This window comes from Microbacterium sp. NPDC055683, assembly GCF_053617895.1.
In genome coordinates this window covers 23,913-45,859 of sequence record NZ_JBSHGQ010000007.1, presented here as the reverse complement: position 1 = coordinate 45,859, position 21,947 = coordinate 23,913, and the positions used below count along the sequence as shown (strand labels likewise).

At 71.1% G+C, this 21,947-nt stretch carries 20 protein-coding genes; 11 read left to right on the top strand and 9 right to left on the bottom strand.

The genetic code is table 11. The features are described from left to right. Positions 1–109: 109 nt before the first annotated feature. Positions 110–952 carry an exodeoxyribonuclease III gene (locus tag ACWGPF_RS04710; RefSeq protein WP_452331725.1) on the bottom strand — a complete coding sequence of 281 codons (843 nt, stop codon included), beginning with the start codon at positions 950–952 and terminating at the stop codon, positions 110–112. 35 nt (positions 953–987) lie between these two features. Further along, a complete protein-coding gene (locus tag ACWGPF_RS04705; protein ID WP_452331724.1) occupies positions 988–2,103 on the bottom strand; it encodes a mannose-1-phosphate guanylyltransferase in 1,116 nt (371 codons plus the stop codon). Positions 2,104–2,299: 196 nt separating this feature from the next. On the opposite strand from ACWGPF_RS04705, the gene sdhC reads away from it, so the two are divergent. From sdhC to ACWGPF_RS04650, 11 genes are all read left to right on the top strand, one after another. Next, positions 2,300–2,734 (top strand): succinate dehydrogenase, cytochrome b556 subunit, encoded by a 435-nt coding sequence (gene sdhC / locus ACWGPF_RS04700; RefSeq protein WP_452331723.1) that lies wholly within the window; start codon positions 2,300–2,302, stop codon positions 2,732–2,734. Continuing rightward, the gene (gene sdhD / locus ACWGPF_RS04695) at positions 2,734–3,210 is read left to right on the top strand and encodes a succinate dehydrogenase, hydrophobic membrane anchor protein (protein WP_345442024.1); all 477 of its coding nucleotides are present in this window, start codon (positions 2,734–2,736) and stop codon (positions 3,208–3,210) included. Before sdhC ends, sdhD begins: the two co-directional genes overlap by 1 nt. Before the next feature lie 20 nt (positions 3,211–3,230). Then, a complete protein-coding gene (sdhA, locus tag ACWGPF_RS04690) occupies positions 3,231–5,060 on the top strand; it encodes a succinate dehydrogenase flavoprotein subunit (protein ID WP_452331722.1) in 1,830 nt (609 codons plus the stop codon). Then, positions 5,060–5,815, top strand: a complete 756-nt coding sequence (locus tag ACWGPF_RS04685) for a succinate dehydrogenase iron-sulfur subunit (RefSeq protein WP_452331721.1) — start codon at positions 5,060–5,062, stop codon at positions 5,813–5,815. Before sdhA ends, ACWGPF_RS04685 begins: the two co-directional genes overlap by 1 nt. Positions 5,816–5,980: 165 nt before the next feature. Next, positions 5,981–7,084 carry a BMP family lipoprotein gene (locus ACWGPF_RS04680; RefSeq protein ID WP_452331720.1) on the top strand — a complete coding sequence of 368 codons (1,104 nt, stop codon included), beginning with the start codon at positions 5,981–5,983 and terminating at the stop codon, positions 7,082–7,084. 92 nt (positions 7,085–7,176) lie between these two features. After that, the gene (locus ACWGPF_RS04675) at positions 7,177–8,685 is read left to right on the top strand and encodes an ABC transporter ATP-binding protein (RefSeq protein ID WP_452331719.1); all 1,509 of its coding nucleotides are present in this window, start codon (positions 7,177–7,179) and stop codon (positions 8,683–8,685) included. Further along, entirely contained in the window at positions 8,682–9,947 is a 1,266-nt protein-coding gene (locus ACWGPF_RS04670; RefSeq protein ID WP_345442038.1) for an ABC transporter permease, read from the top strand. The genes ACWGPF_RS04675 and ACWGPF_RS04670 overlap by 4 nt, the downstream gene beginning before the upstream one ends. Continuing rightward, positions 9,947–11,230, top strand: a complete 1,284-nt coding sequence (locus tag ACWGPF_RS04665; protein WP_452331718.1) for an ABC transporter permease — start codon at positions 9,947–9,949, stop codon at positions 11,228–11,230. Before ACWGPF_RS04670 ends, ACWGPF_RS04665 begins: the two co-directional genes overlap by 1 nt. Before the next feature lie 2 nt (positions 11,231–11,232). Further along, positions 11,233–11,628, top strand: a complete 396-nt coding sequence (locus tag ACWGPF_RS04660; protein WP_452331717.1) for a cytidine deaminase — start codon at positions 11,233–11,235, stop codon at positions 11,626–11,628. Then, positions 11,625–12,914 (top strand): thymidine phosphorylase, encoded by a 1,290-nt coding sequence (locus ACWGPF_RS04655; protein WP_452331716.1) that lies wholly within the window; start codon positions 11,625–11,627, stop codon positions 12,912–12,914. The genes ACWGPF_RS04660 and ACWGPF_RS04655 overlap by 4 nt, the downstream gene beginning before the upstream one ends. Positions 12,915–12,971: 57 nt before the next feature. Beyond that, positions 12,972–14,102, top strand: coding sequence for an adenosine deaminase (locus ACWGPF_RS04650; protein WP_452331715.1), 1,131 nt, complete (start codon positions 12,972–12,974; stop codon positions 14,100–14,102). Between the two features lie 129 nt (positions 14,103–14,231). Here the strand turns inward: ACWGPF_RS04650 and ACWGPF_RS04645 are convergent, their stop codons facing one another. The 7 genes from ACWGPF_RS04645 to ACWGPF_RS04615 all read right to left on the bottom strand — a co-directional run bounded on the left by ACWGPF_RS04645 (position 14,232) and on the right by ACWGPF_RS04615 (position 21,897). Continuing rightward, the gene (locus tag ACWGPF_RS04645; RefSeq protein WP_452331714.1) at positions 14,232–15,206 is read right to left on the bottom strand and encodes a hypothetical protein; all 975 of its coding nucleotides are present in this window, start codon (positions 15,204–15,206) and stop codon (positions 14,232–14,234) included. A 268-nt stretch (positions 15,207–15,474) separates the two neighbouring features. Next, on the bottom strand, positions 15,475–16,233 hold the full coding sequence (locus ACWGPF_RS04640) for an alpha/beta hydrolase (protein ID WP_452331713.1): 759 nt from the start codon (positions 16,231–16,233) through the stop codon (positions 15,475–15,477). A 163-nt stretch (positions 16,234–16,396) separates the two neighbouring features. After that, positions 16,397–17,551: a mannitol-1-phosphate 5-dehydrogenase gene (locus tag ACWGPF_RS04635; protein WP_452331712.1), complete on the bottom strand. Its 1,155-nt coding sequence runs from the start codon at positions 17,549–17,551 to the stop codon at positions 16,397–16,399. Beyond that, the gene (locus tag ACWGPF_RS04630; protein WP_452331711.1) at positions 17,551–19,593 is read right to left on the bottom strand and encodes a PTS mannitol transporter subunit IICBA; all 2,043 of its coding nucleotides are present in this window, start codon (positions 19,591–19,593) and stop codon (positions 17,551–17,553) included. Before ACWGPF_RS04630 ends, ACWGPF_RS04635 begins: the two co-directional genes overlap by 1 nt. Before the next feature lie 29 nt (positions 19,594–19,622). Continuing rightward, positions 19,623–21,278 (bottom strand): phosphoenolpyruvate--protein phosphotransferase, encoded by a 1,656-nt coding sequence (ptsP, locus tag ACWGPF_RS04625; protein ID WP_452331710.1) that lies wholly within the window; start codon positions 21,276–21,278, stop codon positions 19,623–19,625. Further along, complete coding sequence (locus ACWGPF_RS04620) at positions 21,278–21,553, bottom strand: HPr family phosphocarrier protein (RefSeq protein ID WP_452331709.1); 276 nt, start codon at positions 21,551–21,553, stop codon at positions 21,278–21,280. Before ACWGPF_RS04620 ends, ptsP begins: the two co-directional genes overlap by 1 nt. Positions 21,554–21,570: 17 nt before the next feature. Then, the gene (locus tag ACWGPF_RS04615) at positions 21,571–21,897 is read right to left on the bottom strand and encodes a PTS sugar transporter (protein ID WP_452331708.1); all 327 of its coding nucleotides are present in this window, start codon (positions 21,895–21,897) and stop codon (positions 21,571–21,573) included. Positions 21,898–21,947 lie beyond the last annotated feature (50 nt).

Below are 21,947 nucleotides of genomic sequence, written 5' to 3'. Positions count from 1 at the left end.
ACGTGGTGACGCTAGGAGTGCCGGATGACCAGACTGCGGTGCGCAGGTGAACACGCGGTGAACGAGGATGGGCGGACGCCGAAGGCCCCGCGGGCCTTCGGCGTCGGGGTCAGAACGCGTAGTCGACGACGACGGGGGCGTGATCGGTCCACCGCTCCGCGTACGACGCGTGCCGGTCGACGCGGTAGGCGCGCACGCGCTCCGCGAGCGGCGCCGTCGCGAGCTGGTAGTCGATGCGCCAGCCCGTGTCGGTGTCGAACGCCTGGCCGCGCTGGGACCACCAGGTGTAGGGGCCCGGGACATCGCCGTGGAACCGGCGGCCGACGTCGACCCAGCCGAGCCCCGTGCCGGTCGTGCCGTCGACACCCGTGATCTCGGCGCCCTCCTCGCCGAGCCAGCGATCGAAGTAGGCGCGCTCGCGCGGGAGGAAGCCGGCCTTCTTGACGTTGCCCTTCCAGTTCTTGATGTCGAGCTCGCGGTGCCCGACGTTGAGGTCGCCCGTCACGACGGCATGGGCTCCCTCTGCCGCGAGCTCGGGCAGGCGTGTGCTCATGGCGTCGAGGAACGCCCACTTCTGCTCCTGCTTCGGGGTGTCGACCTCGCCCGTGAACACGTATGCGCTCACGACCGTCACCCGCTCGCCCTCGACCTCGAAGTCGGCCTCGAGCCACCGTCCGTTCGACTCCAGCGCGTCGTCGCCGAGGGCCGTGCGCGAGGCGGTCGGCTCGAGCCTGCTCGCGATGGCGACGCCAGCGCGCCCCTTCTGCAGGGCGACGTCCTCGAGGATGGTCCATCCCGGGAGGGCGGCGTCGAGGTGCTCGCGCTCGCCGCGCACCTCCTGGAGCGTGAGGATGTCGACGTCGGCGGCGTCGAGCCATCCGGCCATGCCCTTGCGGGCGGCGGCGCGGATGCCGTTGACGTTGACCGTGGCGACGCGGAGGTTTCGTGGCATGCCGTCAAACCTACCGAGGGCCTCCGACAGCGGCCTCAGAGCACGTTGTCGCGGCCGCCCTCGTGCAGCTTGCCCACGACGCCCTTGACGCGCTGCGCGTGCTCGTTGGTCGTCACGAGGAGCGCGTCCTCCGTGTCGACGACGATGAGGTTCTCGACCCCGATGACCGCGATGACGCGGTTGGAGTGCGACACCACGAGGCCCGTCGACTCGTCGACGATGACCTTCTCGTTGTCGCCGAGCACGCTCATCCGCTGGCTGTCGCCGTCGGCGACGAGGTTCGACAGGCTCGCGAAGTCGCCGACGTCGTCCCAGTCGAACTGGCCGGGCACGACGGCGAGGCGCCCCTTCGCGGCCGCGGGCTCGGCGACGGCGTAGTCGATCGCGATCTTCTTGAGCGTCGGCCACACGCGGGCGACGGTCTCCTCCTTGCGGGACGGGTCGTCCCACGCCTCGGCGAGCTCGATGAGGCCCGCGTGCAGCTCGGGCTCGTTCGCCTTCAGCTCCTCGAGCAGCACGTCGGCGCGTGAGATGAACATGCCCGCGTTCCAGAGGAAGGAGCGGTCGGCGTAGTAGCGCCGCGCCGTCTCGAGGTCGGGCTTCTCGACGAAGGTGTCGACCATCGCCGCGAGCGGCGCGTCGTCGACGACGAGCTCGTCGCCCGTCTTGATGTAGCCGAACCCCACGGCAGGCTCGGACGGCTGGATGCCGATGGTGCAGATGTAGCCCGCGCGAGCGACGGCGACGGCCTGGCGCACCGTGAACTCGAACACGCGCTGGCGCTTGATGACGTGGTCTGCGGCGAACGAGCCGATGACGACGTCGGGGTTGCGGCGGTGCAGGATGGCCGCGGCCAGGCCGATGGCGGCGGCCGACTCGCGAGGGTCGGCCTCGACGAACACGTTGTGCTCCGGCATGTCGGGAAGCGTGTTCTCCACCTTCGGGCCGTGCGCGCGACCCGTCACGACGGCGATGTGCTCGCGGTCGGCGAGGGGGAGGAGCCGGTCCCAGGTCTCCTGCAGCAGCGACCGCCCGGATCCCGTCAGGTCGTGCAGGAACTTCGGGGTCTCGGCGCGGGAGAGGGGCCACAGTCGCGAGCCCACGCCGCCCGCGGGGATGACGGCGAAGAAGTCCTTGATCGGTTCAGGCATGCGCCCAGGCTACAAGGCGGGCGTTACGGTCTCGCGTCGCGACGGGCGGCCATCCGGTAAGGTTGCCCTGACCTCTCGATGTCGAGACAGTTGGGCTCTCCTCGATGGCCGACGTCCTCGGCTGGGAGTAGCCTGAGGGGCGATCGGCGGCGCCGCCACGCGCCCGCCTCGCAAGGCTGAGAGCAGGAGGACGATCTTGTCCGCTACCGTGCGTCCGACACCGCGGGTGTCGGAGACGACATCGAGAACACCGAGGGGCACCCTGTACCGCGGCCGCGAAGGCATGTGGTCGTGGGTGCTGCACCGCATCACCGGGATCGCGATCTTCTTCTTCCTCCTGGTGCACGTGCTCGACACCGCGCTCATCCGCGTCTCCCCCGAGGCGTACGACGCGGTCATCGGCACCTACCAGACCCCCATCATGGGCATCGGCGAGGTCGCCCTCGTCGGCGCGATCGCGTTCCACGCCTTCAACGGCCTGCGCATCATCCTCGTGGACTTCTGGTCCAAGGGCGCGAAGTACCAGCGCCAGCTCTTCTGGGGCGTGCTGGGCGTGTGGGCGGTCGTCATGGCCGGTTTCACCCCGCGTCACCTCATGAACGTGTTCGGCGACTTCGGAGGGGGACACTGATGACCGCAGCGGATCTCGCGGCACCCCGCTCGCCGCAGCGCCCGGCTCGTCGGGGCGTCAACCTCGAGAAGTGGGGATGGCTCTACATGCGCGTCTCGGGCGTGCTGCTCGTGGTGCTCATCTTCGGTCACCTCTTCGTCAACCTCATGGTGCCGGAGGGCGGCGTGCACGCGATCGACTTCGCGTTCGTCGCCGGCAAGTTCGCCTCGCCGTTCTGGCAGTGGTGGGACGTGCTCATGCTCTGGCTCGCCTTCATCCACGGCGCCAACGGCATGCGCACGATCGTGAACGACTACGTGCAGGGCAAGACCGTGCGCACGGCGCTCGTCGGGGTGATCATCGTCGTCGCGGCGCTCATGATCGTGCTCGGCACGCTCGTCGTGTTCACCTTCGACCCGTGCGCCGGCGTGTTCGGGGCGTTCGAGAACCCCGACAGCGTGCTGTACGAGGTCTGCCAGGCCGCCGCGGCCAACTGACGACAGGATTGATGGAAGACGTGACTGCACAGCACCCCGATGCCGTCCTCAAGGACGGCGTCTACTACCACGAGTTCGACATCGTCATCGTCGGGGCGGGCGGCGCCGGCATGCGCGCCGCCATCGAGGCGGGCCCCGGCGCGAAGACCGCCGTCATCACCAAGCTCTACCCCACGCGCTCGCACACGGGCGCCGCGCAGGGCGGCATGGCCGCAGCCCTCGCGAACGTGGAGGAGGACTCCTGGGAGTGGCACACCTTCGACACCGTCAAGGGCGGCGACTACCTCGTCGACCAGGACGCGGCGGAGATCCTCGCCAAGGAGGCCATCGACGCGGTCATCGACCTCGAGAACATGGGCCTGCCCTTCAACCGCACGCCCGACGGCAAGATCGACCAGCGCCGGTTCGGCGGCCACACCGCCGAGCACGGGAAGACGCCCGTGCGCCGTGCGTGCTACGCCGCCGACCGCACGGGGCACATGATCCTGCAGACGCTGTTCCAGAACTGCGTCAAGCTCGGCATCAACTTCTTCAACGAGTTCTACGCGCTCGACCTCATCACGGTGAAGGGCGAGGACGGCGAGACGAAGATCGCGGGCGTCGTCGCGTACGAGCTCGCCACGGGCGACCTGCACGTCTTCCACTCCAAGGCCGTCATCTTCGCCACCGGCGGGTTCGGCAAGGTCTTCAAGACGACGTCGAACGCGCACACCCTGACGGGCGACGGCGTCGGCATCATCTGGCGCAAGGGCCTTCCGCTCGAGGACATCGAGTTCTTCCAGTTCCACCCGACAGGGCTCGCCGGCCTCGGCATCCTCCTGACGGAGGGCGCCCGAGGCGAGGGGGCCATCCTGCGCAACGCCTCCGGCGAGCGGTTCATGGAGCGGTACGCCCCGACCATCAAGGACCTCGCACCGCGCGACATCGTGGCGCGCTGCATGGTCAAGGAGGTGCTCGAGGGGCGCGGCGCCGGCCCGCACAAGGACTACGTCTACCTCGACTGCACGCACCTCGGCGCCGAGGTGCTCGAGACGAAGCTCCCCGACATCACCGAGTTCGCGCGCACCTACCTCGGCGTCGATCCCGTCGTCGAGCCGGTTCCCGTCATGCCGACGGCGCACTACGCCATGGGCGGCATCCCCACGAACAACGACGCCGAGGTGCTCGCCGACAACACCACCGTCGTCCCCGGCCTCTATGCGGCGGGGGAGTGCGCGTGCGTCTCCGTGCACGGCGCCAACCGCCTGGGCACGAACTCGCTCCTCGACATCAACGTGTTCGGCAAGCGCGCGGGCCGCCGCGCCGTCGAGTACGTGAAGAACGGCGGCGAGCTCGTTCCGCTGCCCGACGACCCCGCCGCCGGCGTGCGCGAGCTCATCGAGGGCGTCCGCAACGCCAAGGGCACCGAGCGCATCGCCGACATCCGCCGCACGCTGCAGGAGGAGATGGACGCCAACGCCCAGGTGTTCCGTACGGAGGAGACCCTGACGAACGTCATGGGCACCATCCACGACCTGCGCGAGCGGTACAAGAACATCTACGTCGACGACAAGGGCAAGCGGTTCAACACCGACCTGCTCGAGGCCGTCGAGCTCGGCTTCCTGCTCGACCTCGCCGAGATCGTCGCCTACGCCGCGCGCAACCGCAAGGAGAGCCGCGGCGGTCACATGCGCGAGGACTACCCCGACCGCGACGACGAGAAGTACATGCAGCACACGATGGCCTACCTCACGGGCGATCCGCACTCGCCCGACCCGGAGGACCACATCCGGCTCGACTGGAAGCCCGTCGTGTTCACGAAGAACGACAAGGGCGAGCTCACCTACCCGCCGATGGAGAGGAAGTACTGATGTCGATCGTCGCCGAGGCCCCCGCGGTCGAGACCGCCATCCAGTCGTACCTCGTCACGTTCATCGTGCGCCGGTTCGATCCCGAGACCGACAGCGAGCCCCGCTGGGTCGACTACGACGTCGAGATGTACCCCACCGACCGCGTGCTCGACGCGCTCCACAAGATCAAGTGGGAGACGGACGGGTCGCTCACCTTCCGCCGCTCGTGCGCGCACGGCATCTGCGGGTCGGACGCCATGCGCATCAACGGCCGCAACCGCCTCGCGTGCAAGACGCTCATCAAGGACCTCGACATCTCGAAGCCCATCTACGTGGAGGCCATCAAGGGCCTCCCGCTGGAGAAGGACCTCGTCGTCGACATGGACCCGTTCTTCGCGGCCTACCGCGAGGTGCAGCCCTTCCTGCAGGCGTCGAGCGCCCCCGAGCCGGGCAAGGAGCGCCGTCAGACGATCGCCGACCGCGCGCGCTTCGACGACACCACCAAGTGCATCCTGTGCGCCGCGTGCACCTCGTCGTGCCCCGTGTTCTGGACCGACGGGCAGTACTTCGGCCCCGCCGCGATCGTGAACGCGCACCGGTTCATCTTCGACTCGCGCGACGACGAGGCGCAGGTGCGCCTCGACATCCTCAACGACAAGGAGGGCGTGTGGCGCTGCCGCACGACCTTCAACTGCACCGAGGCCTGCCCGCGCGGCATCGAGGTCACGAAGGCCATCGCCGAGGTGAAGCAGGCGGTCCTCAAGGGCGGTCGCTGAACCGAGCGGTGCATGAGGGCCCGGGGCGTCGCCCCGGGCCCTCATGACGTTTTGTAACTATCACGTTGCGGACGAGCGGATGGGCCGTTTCGCGTGATCGAAGACGACTAGCGTGAGCATATTGGCCCTGCGACGGTTCGGGGCCCGCACACTCTGGAGGAAAGTGTGAAGACCACGAAGAAGGCTGCGTTCAGCGGCGTCGCGCTCGCCGCGTCGGCCCTGCTGCTCGCCGGCTGCGGCTCTGCCCCCGAGGAGACCACGGGCGGCGAAGAGGTCGACAGCGACTTCAACCCGTGCCTCATCTCGGACGCCGGCGGCTGGAACGACCGCTCGTTCAACCAGTCCGCCAAGGAGGGCATGGACCGCGCGGCCGAGGAGCTCGGCATCGACGTCACCGAGATGGAGTCGACGAGCGCGAACGACTACGCCCCGAACCTCGAGGAGCTCGTGGCGCAGGGCTGCTCGCTCATCATCTCCGTGGGCTTCAACCTCTCGGCCGCCACGGTCGAGTCGGCGCTCGCGAACCCCGAGATCGACTACGCGATCATCGACGACTGGGCGGACAACGACTTCGACGGCGAGGTCGACGCGCCCAACATCAAGCCGCTCGTCTTCGACACCGCCCAGGCGGCCTACCTCGGCGGCTACGCGGCCGCGGCGTGGTCGGCGCAGTCCGGCGTGAACAAGGTCGGCACGTTCGGCGGCATGCAGATCCCGTCGGTCGCGGTCTTCATGGACGGCTTCCAGTACGGCGTGGAGAAGTACAACGAGGACAAGGGCGCCGCCGTCGAGGTCGTCGGCTGGGACGCCGAGGCGCAGTCCGGCTCGTTCACGGGCGGCTTCGACGCGAACGACGTCGCGCGTCAGACCGCGCAGGGCGTGCTCGACCAGGGCGTCGACGTCATCCTGCCCGTCGGAGGCCCGATCTACACGAGCGCCGCCGCGGCCATCGCCGACAGCGGTGAGGACGTGCTCCTCATGGGCGTCGACAGCGACCTCGCGGTGAAGGAGCCCGACCTCGCCGACATCGTGTTCGTGTCGATCGAGAAGGCCATCGACCAGGCCGTCTACGACGCGACCGTCACCGGCTCGACGGGCAATTTCGACGTCGAGCCTTACATCGGAACGCTCGAGAACGAGGGCGTGGCGCTGTCGAGCTTCCACGACTTCGAGTCGCAGCTCCCTGAGGGCCTCGTCGACGAGCTCGCGACGCTGCAGGAGCAGATCGTCTCGGGCGACATCGTCGTCGAGTCGGAGAACTCGCCGTAAACCGCAGCCGCGCCGCGGGGCGGTCGGGCGTCTGCCCGGCCGCCCCGCGGTGCGTCTCCTCCCCGTCCACACCTGCACGGTAGGGTGCCCACATGAAGCTCGAGCTCCGCGGAATCACGAAGCGATTCGGCAGCCTCGTCGCCAACGACCACATCGATCTCACCGTCCGTCCGGGCGAGATCCACGCGCTCCTCGGCGAGAACGGCGCCGGCAAGTCGACGCTGATGAACGTGCTCTACGGCCTCTACCAGGCCGACGAGGGCGAGATCCTGCTCGACGACGTCCCGCAGCGCTTCCGCGGACCCGGCGACGCCATGGAGGCGGGCATCGGCATGGTGCACCAGCACTTCATGCTCATCCCCGTCTTCACCGTCGCCGAGAACGTCGCGCTCGGGCACGAGCGCACGACGCGCACGGGCGGGCTCGACCTCGGAGCCGCGCGTGCGCAGGTGCGCGAGGTCGCCGCCCGCTTCGGGTTCCACGTCGATCCCGACGCGGTCGTCGAGCAGCTGCCCGTCGGCGTGCAGCAGCGCGTCGAGATCATCAAGGCCCTCGCGCGCGACGCCAGGGTGCTCGTCTTCGACGAGCCGACCGCTGTGCTCACGCCGCAGGAGACCGATGAGCTCATGGCGATGATGCGCCAGCTGCGCGACGAGGGCGTCGGCATCGTGTTCATCACCCACAAGCTCCGCGAGGTGCGCGAGGTCGCCGACCGCATCACGGTCGTCCGCCGCGGCAAGGTCGTGGGCGAGGCCTCTCCCACGTCCACCAACGCCGAGCTCGCCTCGCTCATGGTGGGCCGCGCCGTCGAGCTGACGGTGCAGAAGAAGCCGGCCAGCCCGAGCGCCGGCGGTCTCGTCGTCCGCGATCTGCGCGTGCGCACAGACGAGGGCGTCGTCGTCGTCGACGACGTCTCGTTCGAGGTGCGCCCGGGCGAGATCCTCGCGATCGCCGGCGTGCAGGGCAACGGCCAGACCGAGCTCACCGAGGCGCTCGTCGGCCTCGAGAACCACGTCACCGGCTCCATCTCCGTCGACGGGCAGGAGCTCGTCGGGGCGTCCGTGCGCACGATCCTCGATGCGGGCGTCGGCTTCGTCCCGGAGGACCGCACCGTCGACGGGCTCGTCGCGAGCATGTCGATCGCCGAGAACCTCGTCCTCGACCGCTCGGACGCGGAGGAGTTCGTGCGATTCGGCACGCTCCAGCGCAGCGCCCTCGACGCCTTCGCACACGACCGCATCGCCGAGTTCGACATCCGCGCCCAGGGCCCCGACACCGCAGCGGGAACGCTGTCCGGCGGCAACCAGCAGAAGGTCGTCGTCGCGCGCGAGATGAGCCGCGACCTCAAGGTGCTGCTCGCGGCGCAGCCCACGCGCGGCGTCGACGTCGGCTCGATCGAGTTCATCCACTCCCGCATCGTCGCCGCGCGCGACGAGGGCGTCGCCGTCGTCGTCGTCTCCACGGAGCTCGACGAGGTCGTGGCCCTCGCCGACCGGATCGCGGTGATGTACCGCGGGAAGATCGTCGGCATCGTGCCGAGCGACACCCCGCGCGACGAGCTCGGCCTGCTCATGGCCGGCGCCCAGGAGGCATCGGCATGACCGACCAGCAGCAGCCGCTCCCCGCCCACACGAGCACGCCGCGCACCGCCGTGCCGCAGTCCAACCGCGTGCTCCGCGAGATCCTGCGGGGCAGCGTCGTCACCTCGATCCTCGCGGTCGTCGTGGCGCTCGTCGTCGGCGGCGTGCTCATCGCCCTGACGAGCGAGGACGTGCGCGAGGCGGCGGGGTACTTCTTCGCCCGCCCTGGCGACACCTTCTCCGCCATCTGGCAGTCGGTCGCGGGAGGGTACGAGGCGCTCTTCCGGGGCGCGATCTACAACACCCGCGCGGAGGACGTCGCCACGGGCATCCGCCCCCTCACGAACACGCTCGGGAACGCGGCGCCCCTCATCGCGGCCGGGCTCGGCGTGGCGCTCGCGTTCCGCGTGGGGATGTTCAACATCGGCGCGCAGGGCCAGATCCTCTTCGGCGCGGCGCTGTCGGCACTCCTGACGTTCCGCCTCGACCTGCCCCTCGCCATCCAGCTGCCGCTCACGCTCGCGGCCGGCATCCTCGGCGGCGCCATCTGGGCCGGCATCGCGGGGATCATCAAGGCGCGCACGGGAGCGCACGAGGTGATCCTCACGATCATGCTCAACTACATCGCGGTCTACCTCGTCGACTGGATGGTCAGCACGGCCGGCGTGCTCCAGAAGGCCGGATCCAACCAGCCCATCTCGGCCGCGACACCGGAGGGCGCGCAGTTCGCGCCGCTGTTCGGCGCGGCCTTCCCGAACCTCGACGTCGGCTTCCTCATCGTCATCGCGGCGACCGTCTTCGTGTGGTGGCTGCTCGAGCGCTCGAGCCTCGGCCTGCGCATGCGCGCCGTGGGCGAGAACCCGCACGCGGCGCGCGCGGCCGGCATCTCGGTGAAGCGCATCTACGTGTACGCGATGCTCTTCGCGGGCGGTCTCGCCGGCCTCGCCGCCATGAACCAGATCCAGGGCGCCGTGACGACCGGCTTCGACAGCCACATCGACGCCGGCTTCGGCTTCGACGCGATCACAGTGGCGCTGCTCGGACGCAGCCGCGCATGGGGGACGTTCGCCGCCGGCATCCTCTTCGGCGCGCTCAAGGCGGGCAGCTACAGCATGCAGGCGTCCGAGGGCATCCCGGTCGACATCGTGCTCGTCGTGCAGGCGCTCGTCGTCCTCTTCGTCGCGGCGCCGCCGCTCGTGCGGACAATCTTCTTCCTGCCGAAGGACGAGTCGGAGAAGAGCGCCAGGGCCAGGGCCCGCGCGGCGCGGAAGGCGGTGGCGTGATGTCGCAGGTCGCAGCGGGGATCCCCGAGGAGGTCGTCGTGCCCACGCTCGTGCGCGTCCGCCGCCCCAAGCTCGCCATCACGCTCGGGCTGCTCACCGTCCTGCTCGCGGCGCTGTTCGTCTTCGCGCCGCGCTCGGGGTGGACGACGTACCGGCTGAGCACGGCCGACGCGCTCATCCCCATCGGGGAGGTGAGCATCCCGACCGCGCCGTTCCTGTGGGGCGTGCTCGCGGTTCTCGTCGCGCTCACCGGATGGGCCGTGGCCGACACGCTCGCCTACCGCACGACGCGCGCATGGGTGCCGATCGCCTACGGCGCGTTCGCGCTGTTCGCCTTCCTCACCTGGGCGGGGGCGGATGGCCTCATCCCCGTCATCAGCCTCTTCGCCGGAGCCCTCTCGATCTCCGTGCCGATCGTCTTCGGCGCGCTCGGCGGCGTCATCGGCGAGCGCGTCGGCGTCGTGAACGTCGCCATCGAGGGGCAGCTGCTCTTCGGGGCGTTCTCGGCCGCCATCCTGTCGAGCATCACGGGCAATCCGTTCATCGGGCTCCTCGGCGCCATGCTCGGCGGCGTCCTGGTCTCGCTCGTGCTCGCCGTGTTCGCCATCACCTACCTCGTCGAGCAGGTCATCGTCGGCGTCGTTCTGAACGTGCTCGTCACGGGCCTGACGGGCTTCCTCTTCGGCATCCTGCTCGTCCCGAACGAGCTCGAGCTCAACCGGCCCGCCACCTTCGAGCGGCTGCCCATCCCCGGCCTCGTCGAGATCCCCGTGATCGGCCCCGTGCTGTTCAACCAGACCTTCCTCGTCTATCTCATGTACGTCGCCGTGGCGCTCGTTGCCTGGGGCCTCTACCGGACGACCTGGGGCCTGCGCGTGCGCGCAGTGGGAGAGCACCCGCAGGCGGCCGACACGGTCGGCATCCGCGTCAACCCGATGCGCTTCTGGAACGTCACCCTCGCCGGCGCCATCGCGGGCGCGGGAGGAGCGTACTTCACCCTCGTGTCGGTGCCGCAGTTCAACGAGCAGATGACGGGGGGTCTCGGCTTCATCGCGCTCGCCGCCGTCATCTTCGGCCGATGGGACCCCATCCGCGCGACGCTCGCGGCGCTGCTGTTCGGCTTCGCCACGAACCTGCAGAACCTGCTCTCCGTGCTCGGGACGCCCATCCCCAGCCAGTTCATGCTCATGCTCCCGTACGTCGTGACGATCCTCGCGGTCGCGGGCTTCGTGGGCCAATCGCGCGGCCCCGCCGCCGCGGGCAAGCCGTACATCAAGGGATGACGATGACCGACATCGACTGGGACGCACTCCGGGGCGTCGCCGCCGACGCCATGCGCAAGGCGTATGCGCCGTACTCGCGGTTCCCGGTGGGGGCGGCCGCGCTCGTCGACGACGGGCGCGTCGTCGCGGGCTGCAACACCGAGAACGCGTCGTACGGCGTCGGGCTGTGCGCGGAATGCGGGCTCATCTCGAACCTCGCGATGACGGGCGGCGGACACCTGGTCGCCTTCGTGTGCGTCGACCGGGAGAAGCGCACGCTCATGCCGTGCGGACGGTGCCGGCAGCTGCTGTTCGAGCATGCCGCTCCCGGCATGCTGCTCGAGACGGTGTCGGGCGTCCGCACGATCGACGAGGTGCTGCCCGACGCGTTCGGGCCGCGCGACCTGGAGGAGCGATGACCGCGGAGCCCTTCGACGCCGTCGACGTCATCCGCGCCAAGCGCGACGGCGGCCGGGTCCCCGAGGACGCGCTCCGATGGATGGTCGACGCCTACACGCGCGGCTACGTCGCCGACGCGCAGATGGCCGCGTTCGCGATGGCGGTGCTGCTCAACGGCATGGAGCGCGACGAGATCCGCGTGCTCACGGAGGCGATGATCGCGTCGGGGGAGCGGATGTCGTTCGCCGCCCTCGGGAAGCCGACCGCCGACAAGCACTCCACGGGAGGGGTGGGCGACAAGATCACGCTGCCCCTCGCGCCGCTCGTCGCGACCTTCGGGGTCGCCGTCCCCCAGCTCTCCGGGAGGGGCCTCGGGCACACGGGCGGGACGCTCGACAAGCTCGAGTCCATCCCCGGATGGCGCGCCGCACTGTCGAACGACGAGCTCATGGCGCAGCTCTCGGACGTGGGCGCGGTCGTGTGCGCGGCGGGCACGGGGCTCGCCCCCGCCGACAAGAGGCTCTACGCGCTCCGCGACGTCACGGGCACGGTCGAGGCCATCCCGCTCATCGCCTCCAGCATCATGTCGAAGAAGATCGCGGAGGGCACGGACGCCCTCGTCCTTGACGTGAAGTTCGGCTCCGGCGCGTTCATGAAGGACATCGACCGGGCGCGCGAGCTCGCCGAGACGATGGTGGCGCTGGGCGCCGATTCCGGCGTGCGGACGACCGCGCTCCTCACCGACATGACGACGCCGCTCGGCCTCGCGGTCGGCAACGCCAACGAGGTGCGGGAGTCGGTCGAGGTGCTCGCGGGCGGCGGGCCGTCCGACGTCGTCGAGCTCACGGTGGCGCTCGCGCGCGAGATGCTCGCCCTGGCAGGCCGGCCCGACGTCGACGTGGCTGCGGCGCTCGCGGACGGCCGCGCCATGGACACGTGGCGGCGCATGATCCGTGCACAGGACGGCGACCCCGACGCCCCGCTGCCGACGGCGCGGGAGACGCACACGCTCACCGCCGATCGCGCCGGCGTCGTCACGCGGATGGACGCCTTCGGCGTCGGCGTCGCGGCGTGGCGCCTGGGCGCCGGGCGTGCGCGCGCCGAGGACCCCGTGGTGCACGCCGCCGGAATCGACCTCCACGTCAAGCCCGGCGACGTCGTCACGGCGGGGCAGGCCGTCCTCACGCTCTCGGCCGACGACCCCGCGCGGTTCGCGCGCGCGCTCGACGCCCTCGACGGAGCGTGGGAGATCGGCGATACTGCTCCCGAGCGCGCCGGCATCGTGCGCGAGCGCATCTCCGCCTGACCGCCCGCCCGGCACCGGGCCATCCGCATCACCCCCCCCCAGACCCAGGAGGCCGTCATGGCGACCCAGAAGACCGCAGAGCCCCGTGTCGGAGGCGTCGCGCTGCGCAGCCTGCCCAAGGTGTCGCTGCACGATCACCTCGACGGCGGCCTGCGCCCGCAGACGATCATCGAGCTCGCCGAGGGCACCGATCTCGCGCTGCCGGCCTCCGACGCCGAGGCGCTCGGGGAGTGGTTCGCGGCGCAGGCCGACTCCGGCTCGCTCGTGGAGTACCTCAAGACGTTCGAGATCACGATCGGCGTCATGCAGACGCGCGAGGGGCTCACGCGCGTCGCGCGCGAGTTCGTGGAGGACCTCGCGGCCGACGGCGTCGTGTACGGAGAGGTGCGCTGGGCTCCCGAGCAGCACCTCGACGGCGGGCTCACGCTGGAGGAGGCGGTCGAGGCGGTGCAGGAGGGCATCGAGCAGGGCGAGGACCTCGCCGAGGACGCCGGCATGTCCATCCGCGTCGGGCAGATCCTGTGCGGGATGCGCCAGAGCGACCGCGTGCGGGAGATCGCCGAGCTCGCCGTCGCCTTCCGGCAGGAGGGCGTCGTCGGCTTCGACATCGCCGGGCCGGAGGACGGGTTCCCCGCGTCACGGCATCGCGCCGCATTCGACTACCTCGCGGGCGAGTTCCTCCCCGTCACGGTGCACGCCGGCGAGGCCGCAGGCATCCCGTCCATCCGCTCGGCGCTGCTCGACGGGCGAGCGCTCCGGCTCGGACACGGCGTCGCGATCGCCCGCGACGTCGACGTCGTCTCGCGGGAGGGCGAGGAGGTCCTCGTCCAGTTCGGCGACCTCGCGCGCTGGGTGCGCGATCGGGAGATCCCGCTCGAGCTGTCGCCGTCGTCGAACCTGCAGACCGGGGCGATCGCGCACTGGGGGACGCAGATCGAGGACCATCCCTTCGACCTGCTGTACCAGCTCGGATTCTGCGTCACGGTGAACGTCGACAACCGCCTCATGAGCCGCACGTCGCTCACGCGCGAGCTCGCCATCCTCGCCGCGACGTTCGACTACGACCTCGACGACATCGAGCAGTTCCAGCTCAACGCGGCCGCGGCGGCGTTCCTCCCCGTCGAGCAGCGCGAGGAGCTCATCGACCTCATCACCGACGGCTTCGCCAAGCGGTCACGGCGCCGCTGACCCCACCGGGCCTTCCCTCCCTCCCTCCCTTCTTCTCTCTCCTTCTTTCTCCTTCTCTCTCCTTCTCGTCCAACGGATATCCGTTGGACGAGAGCCCATCACATTCCGCGTCATCCGGTGTGCTCTCGGTCATCGGATGGGCGTTCGGCGGGCGAAGACGTGGAAGGCGCGCAGACGGTCGGCGAGTGCGCCGCGCGTCGCGATGTCGGCCATCCCCCAACGGAGGAACGGCTGCCGCGTCGTCGCGCGGATCCAGTCCTCGCGTCGCTTCTCGTCGATGACCGCCTGCTCCGCGGTCCGGCCGCGCAGGAACGACGGCTCGCGGTACTTGTGCTCGCCGTCGAACTCGGCGAGCACACCGGCGAAGCCGAGATCCACGGAGTACTCACCGCCATCGGGGCCGGCCACCCGCACCTGGACCTCGATCGGCGCGAAACCGAGATCGGCGAGGTAGAGCCGGCTCACGCTCTCGCCGGGGCCGTCCGCGCCCGGATGCGCGAGGTCGACCATCCGTCGCGCCTGCACGATGCCGCGTGCGCCGACGCCCGCATCGACGTGCCGCCGGATGTCGTCCCGCAGTCGCTCCGCGGCCTCGATGTCGCGCACGCGGCCGCTGCCGTCGACGGCGACCTGGCGCAGTGCCGCATCGATGACGGTGATCGCGGTCTCGGCGGGCTGCGTCCGGATGACGTCGAAGACCGTGCGCGACAGACTCGTCGTCAGGCGGCCGTCGAGGCGGACGATGTCGGCGGGGTCGCACGCATCGTCATGCCGGAAGCACCGCGAGGTCGACGACGCCGCACGTCCGTCGACGTTGACGGTGTGGATCCGTTCATCGCGGACGCGGAACAACGGAAGCGCGTGAGCGGCCGCGGCCGTGATGTTCGCCGCGATCGGCTCCACCTCGGCGTCCTCCTGTGCGGCGGCGAACAGCTGACGCTGGCGCTCCTCGACGTGGGTCGCCTGCCACTCGCGGGCGTTCGCGTAGCGGCCCGGCCGCACCCGGAGGAGGGAGCCGCGAGCGAGCGCGGCGTCGAGGCCGGCACGGCTGAGGTCGGCGACGACGGCGGCACGGGTGAACAGCAGAGGCGATCGAGCGGGCATGCCCCGATCGTGCCCGCCGGGGAGCGCGGCATGCGCGGTGCAGCGGGCGGATGTGCACAGCTCGCGCCGCGCACGGGCCTGTGGACGAGTGGTGCGGGCGACCGCGTCGTCTCCCGCCCCCGTCGCGCCGCTGGTGCCCGTCCCGTCCGGTGCCCGTCGAGACCACATGCGCGTGCCGAGACCGCACGGGATACCGCGCACTGCGGTGCGGATTCGGCGAACGGATGTCCGATCGCCAGGGGAGGGGAGAGCCGGGGCCCGGGGCCCGTCAGTCGAGCGTGGCGGCGAGCGCCCCGACGAGCTCTGTGATCTGCGCCGTCATCTCGTCGTCCGGGATGGTCGCCGTGCCGTCGCCGGCCTGGGGCCCGTAGTCGCCGAACGAGGCGTGGTTCGCGCCGGCGATCTCGACGAGCTCGGCGTCCGCCGGGAGGAGCGGGCGGGCGTCGGCGATCTTGTCCGGCGTGGAGAGGCCGTCCTCGGATCCGGAGATCGACAGGACCGGGAGGCCGGAATCGGCGAGGTCGTTCGCGCAGTACGACCCGAACAGCACGAGGGCGTCGGCGTCGGCGGCGAGCTGGCACGAGCGCACCCCGCCGAGGGAGTGGCCTCCGACCATCCAGGTGCCGACCTCGGGTGCGAGGGAGGTGAAATCCGAGAGCGGGCGCAGGTCGAAGAACGCGAGGTTGAGCCACGGTCGGGTGATGACGACCGTCATCCCCTCTTCGGCGACGAGATCGGAGAGCTTCGCGGCGTACGCCCACGGGTCGACCTTCGCTCCCGGCACGAAGACGAGGCCGACATCGCCCGCCTCGCCGGAGCCGCTGTCGGCGGGGGAGAGCACGATCGCGCCGGAGGCGTCCTCCGCGACGATCGCCGGGTCCTCCTGAACGGAGGCGAGCGGTTCGGCCTCCGCACCCATGACGCCCACCTGGCTCCAAATGAGGATGCCCGCCACGGCCACGACGACGAGGCCGCCGACGACGCCTCCGATCCATGCGGCGATCCGTCGCCCGCGCCTGCTGCTCACCGCTCAAGCCTACGCGCGAGGCGCCCCCCGACCCTCCGCGCCGAACGGCCATCCGACTGGCGAAAGCACACGCGATGTCGCCGAATCGGATGGCCTCTCATCCAACGGATATCCGTTGGACGAGAGGCGTTGGACGAGAAGCGCGCGGGGGATAGGGGGCGCCTCAGCCCGCGAGGGCGGACTGGCGGGCGGCGACCTCGGCGCGGACGGCCGGGTACAGCGGGTGCCCCGCGTCGAGCCCCGTCACCTCGGCGGTGAACGCGTCGGCGTCGAGCATGGCCAGCAGCCCCTGCAGCTCGACCGCCTGAGCGTCCTCGGCGTCCTCGAACCGCAGCGCGGCGCCCATCGCCGCGACGAGCGCGTCCGCACGGAGGCCGCGCTCGACGGCTTCCGCCGCGGGGCCGACGAAGCGCTCGTGCCGCGACAGCTTGCGCAGCGGCTGGCGCCCGACGCGCTGCACCGTGTCGGGCAGCGCCGGGTTCCGGAACCGCCCGAGGATGGTCTCGCGGTAGGCCGCGAGCTCCTCCGGGGCGAAGCCGTGCTTCACCGCGAGCAGCGCCGAGGTCTCGGCGAGCGCCGCCTCGACCGCCGCGGCGACCTCGGGCACCGCGAGGGCATCGGCGATCCGCTCGATGCCCGCGACGGCGCCGTGGTACGCCGTGGCGGCGTGCCCCGTGTTCACGGTGAAGAGCTTCCGCTCGATGTACGGCGCGAGGTCGTCGACGAAGTGCGCCCCGGGGATGCTCGGCAGGTCGCCCTCGAACGGCCCCTGCTCGATCGCCCACTCGAAGAACGGCTCCACGGTCACGTCGATCCCCGCGCCCGCCGGCTGGCCCGGCACGATGCGGTCGACCGCCGTGTTCGCGAACACGGCGCGCCCCTCCAGCGCGTCCCAGCCGGGGCCCGCCAGCTCCGCGATCTCCGCGCGCAGCTGATCGGTGGCGCCGATCGCGTTCTCGCACGCCATCACCTGCAGCGGCGGCGCGTCGGGGTCGCGCAGGGCCAGTCCCGCGAGGATGTGCGGCGCGATGAACCGCAGCACGGTCGGTCCGACGGCGGTCGTGACGACGTTGGCCGTCGCGACCTCATCGGCCACGGCATGCGCGTCCTGCGAGCTGTTCACGGCGCGGAAGCCCGTGACGACGCGGTCGACGCCGCCCGGCCCGGCCTCGTGCACCGTGTACGACTCCGCCGCCGAGAGCGCGTCGACGAGCGACGCGGCGACATCCGAGAAGACGACCTCGTACCCGCCCTCGTGGAGCAGCAGCCCCACGAAGCCGCGGCCGATGTTGCCGGCGCCGAAGTGGACGGCCTTCATCACGCGTCTCCGTTCACGCTCTGGAACAGGTCGTACAGCTCGTCCGCCGTCGTCGCGGCCTTCAGCTGCGCGATCCGGTCGTCGTCGCCGAACAGCTCCGCGACGTTGGCGAGGATCGTGAGATGCTCGCCGCCCTCCCCGGCGATGCCGACGACGAAGGTCACCTCGTCGCCGTCCCAGTCGACGCCTCCGTCATAGCGGACGACCGAGAGCGCAGAGCCGAGGATGGCGTCCTTCGCGTCGTTCGTGCCGTGAGGGATGGCGAGCTCGTTGCCCATGTACGTGGACACCGTCTCCTCGCGGGCGCGCATGGCGTCGACGTAGGCCGGCGTCACGGCGCCCGCGCTCACGAGGATGTCCGTGGCCTCCTGGAGGGCCTCATCGCGCGTCGCGGAGCCGCGGTGGATGCGCACGCTGCCGCGCGTGAGCACGCCGTCGTCGGAACGCGTGCGCCCCGAGCCGATCGGGCCGGTCGTCGTGGGGACGACGACGGGCTCCTCGGCCGCGGGAGCGGTCTCGCCTGCCGCCTGGGCGCGCAGCAGCTCCACGACCTCGTCGTAGCGCGGCGAGTTCATGAAGTTGTCGACCGAGACGTGCACGGCGCCCGCGGCCTTCTGCTTCGCGCGGTCGGTGAGCTGTGCCTGCGTGATGACGAGGTCGGCCGTGCCGTCGAGGGCGGCGATCGCCTTGTTCGTCACGGTGACGCCCGGGATGCCCGCCTGCTTGATCTTGGTGCGCAGGACGCTCGCGCCCATCGCCGACGAGCCCATGCCCGCATCGCACGCGAAGACGACGCGCTCGATGGGCCGCGTCGCGACGGCGGTGGCACCGCCTGCGAGGCCTCCGAGCACGCTCGACTCCTTGCCCTTGTTCGCCTGCGTCTGCGCCACGGCGGCCCCGAAGCCGTCGACGCCCGCGGCCTCGGCGGCGAGGTCGCGCCTGCGGCTCGCGCGGAGGATGACCGCCGCGATGACGAACGTCACGGCGGCGGAGAGGACGACGGCGAGGATGACGCCGAGGTAGCTGTCGCGCGCCGTCTGGGCGAGCACCGCGAAGATCGATCCCGGTGCCGCCGGGGCCACGAGGCCGGAGCGGAACACCACGTTCGTCGCGACGCCCGTCGCGCCGCCGGCGATGACGGCGAGCAGCAGGGCCGGCTTCATGAGGACGTAGGGGAAGTACACCTCGTGGATGCCGCCGAAGAACTGGATGATGGCGGCACCGGGGGCCGAGGCGCGTGCCGCTCCGACGCCGAAGAACGTGAACGCGAGGAGGAGTCCGAGGCCGACGCCGGGGTTCGCCTCGAGGAGGAAGAGGATCGACTTGCCCGACTCGCTCGACTCGGCGGTGCCGAGCGGCGTGAGCACGCCGTGGTTGATGGCGTTGTTGAGGAAGAACACCTTCGCCGGCTCGATGAGGATGCTCGTGAGCGGAAGCAGGCCGTTGTCGACCAGCCAGCCGACCGCCCCGCCGAGCACGTTCATGATCCAGTTCACGATCGGCGCGATGACGTAGAACGCGAACACGGCGGCGATGAAGCCGAAGATGCCGGCCGAGAACATGTTGACGAGCATCTCGAAGCCCGCCTTGATGCGGCCCTCCCACAGCGCGTCGAGCTTCTTCATGACCCACGCCGCGAGCGGCCCCATGATCATGGCGCCGATGAACATGTGGATGGTGCTGATCGGCTTCTCGCCGGCCGCCTCGAGCTCCACGTTCTGCAGGCCGATGAGCCAGTCCGAGCCCGCGATCGCGCCGAAGGTGGCGATGGCGCCGACGACCGCGCCGCGCGTCTCGTAGATCATCCGGCCGCCCTGGTAGGCGATGACGATGGGCAGCAGGTAGTGGATCATCGGCCCGACGACCGAGTTGAGCGCCGGATTCGGCGTCCATCCCACGTCGATGAAGAACGCCGTGAAGATGCCCCAGGCGATGAGCGCGGGGATGTTGGGCATGATCATGCCGGAGAGGAAGGTACCGACCTTCTGCACTCCGACGCGGAGCGATCCGGGCGTCTTCGCCGCGGTTGCCGTGTCAGACATGGATGTGTTCTCTCTGCTCGGGTGGTGCGTCAGACGGACGATGCGGCGCGTGCCGCGTCGCGGGCGGATGCCGCGTCGGAGGCGGCGAGGGCCGCCTCGGCGAGGCGGCGGGCGTCGTCGAGCGTGTGCTTCAGCAGCTCGGCGCGCACGTCGACGAGGGCGCGCGGCGACATCGACAGGGTCGTCGCGCCGAGTCCGACGAGGACGACGGCGAGGAGCGGGTCGGCCGCGGCCTGCCCGCAGATCCCGACGGGCTTGCCGTGCGCGGCTCCCGCACGGCCGATCTCGGCGACCAGGCGCAGCACGGCGGGATGCCAGGGGTCCTGGTACGAGGCGACCGTGCCGAGCATGCGGTCGGCCGCCATCGTGTACTGCACGAGGTCGTTCGTCCCGACCGAGCCGAAGTCGGTCACCTCGAACACCCTGTCGGCGAGGAGCGCGACGGAGGGCACCTCGACCATGACGCCGGCCGTGCGGATGCCGTGCTCGCGTGCGATGCGCGTGAAGTACTCGGCCTCCTCGACCGTCGCGACCATGGGCGCCATGACCCACAGGTCGGCCTCGGTCGCCGCGTCGGCCGCGGCGAGCGCCGTGAGCTGGTCGCGGAGGACCTCCTCGTGGTGGCGCAGCGCGCGAAGGCCCCGGCGTCCGAGCGCGGGGTTCTCCTCGCCCTCGTCCGTGAGGAACTTCAGCGGCTTGTCGGCGCCGGCGTCGAGCGCGCGCACGACGACCTTCCGGCCGGGGAACGCCTGGAGCAGGCGCGTGTACGACGCGGTCTGTTCCTCGACCGTGGGCGCCGCCTCGGAGCTGAGGAAGAGGAACTCCGTGCGGAAGAGCCCCACCCCCTCCGCTCCCAGCGCGACCGCCTCGGCGGCCCCGTCGGGGTTACCGAGGTTGGCGAGCAGCGGCACGGCCGTGCCGTCGGCGAGGGCCCCGGGCGTGACGGGCGCCTCGGAGGCGGCCCTGCGCGCGTCGGCGCGTGCGGACGCCTCCGCGCGCTGCGTGTCGTCGGGGTCGACGACGACGAGGCCGGCGGCCGCGTCGACGACGACGTAGGCGCCGTCGACGAGGAGATCGCTCTCACCCGTGCCGACGACGGCGACGATGCCCTTGTCGCCGGCGAGGATGGCCGTGTGCGACGTCGGGCCGCCCTCGGTCGTGACGACGGCGAGCACCTTGTCGAGATCGAGGAGCGCCGTGTCGGCGGGCGCCAGGTCGGGCGCGACGAGCACGAACGGATGGCCGGGATCGGGCACCCCGGGCGCTGCCACGCCGCGCAGATGCGCGATGACGCGCTGCGCGACGTCGGCGAGGTCGGCCGCCCGCTCTCCGAGGTACCCGCCCATGGCCTGCAGCGTCTCGGCGAACTCGGCGAAGGCGGCATGGACCGCCCACTCTCCTGTGCTGCCCGCGTCGATGCGCGCGTGCACGCCCTCCTCGAGCGTCGGGTCCTCGGCCATCATGGCCTGTGCTTCGAGCACGTCCTGGGCGGTGCCGCCCGCGCGCTCGCCGCGGGCGTTGAGCTCCGCGGCGACCGCCGCGACGGCCGCCGCGACGGCGGCCTTCTCGTCGTCGGCGCCGCGCGTGCTCTTCTCCTCGCGCGGCGGATCGAGACGCGCCGCCATGCGGGCGATGGGCCCCTGGGCGACGCCCTGTCCGATGCCGACGCCGCGGAGCTCGGCCATCAGGCGGCGTCCGTGTCGGTCTCGAGCTGCGTCGTGAGCGCGTCGAGCACGGCCTCCGCGCCCTCGCCCTCGACCGTGAGGGTCACCTCGTCGCCCGTGTTGGCGCCGAGGGAGATGACGCCGAGGATGCTCGCGGCGTTGACGGGCTTGCCGTCGCCCTTCGCGATCGTCACGGCCAGGCCGGAGTTCTTGGCGGCCTCCGCGAACAGCTTCGCGGGGCGGGCGTGCAGACCGTGCGACGAGGCGATCTTCACGGTACGGCTGACAGCGGACATGGTGACTCCCTTGCGGATCAGCTGGACGCGACCGGCGCGTCCGGTTCGGCGACGGCGCGTACGAGCGCGAGCACGCGCGTGCCGTCGGTGTCGGAGAAGACGTCGTCGGGCAGCGGCACGACCGCGACGCCGCGCGGGACGGCGGCGGAGCGGATCGCGTCGAGCGAGGCGGCGAGGTGCGGGCCCACGAGCACGACGTCTGCCGCGTCGATGTCGACGGGCAGAGACGCCTGCGCGCCCGCGAAGGCCGAATAGGGGAGCCCGGCGGCCCGCGCGGCGCGGTTGACGCGATGCGCGACGAACGTGCTGGACGCCCCTGCGCCGCAGACCACCAAGATCCTCATCGACCGACTCCTTCTGACTCTTCATCCTCGCGAGCGACCGGGTGCGCGAC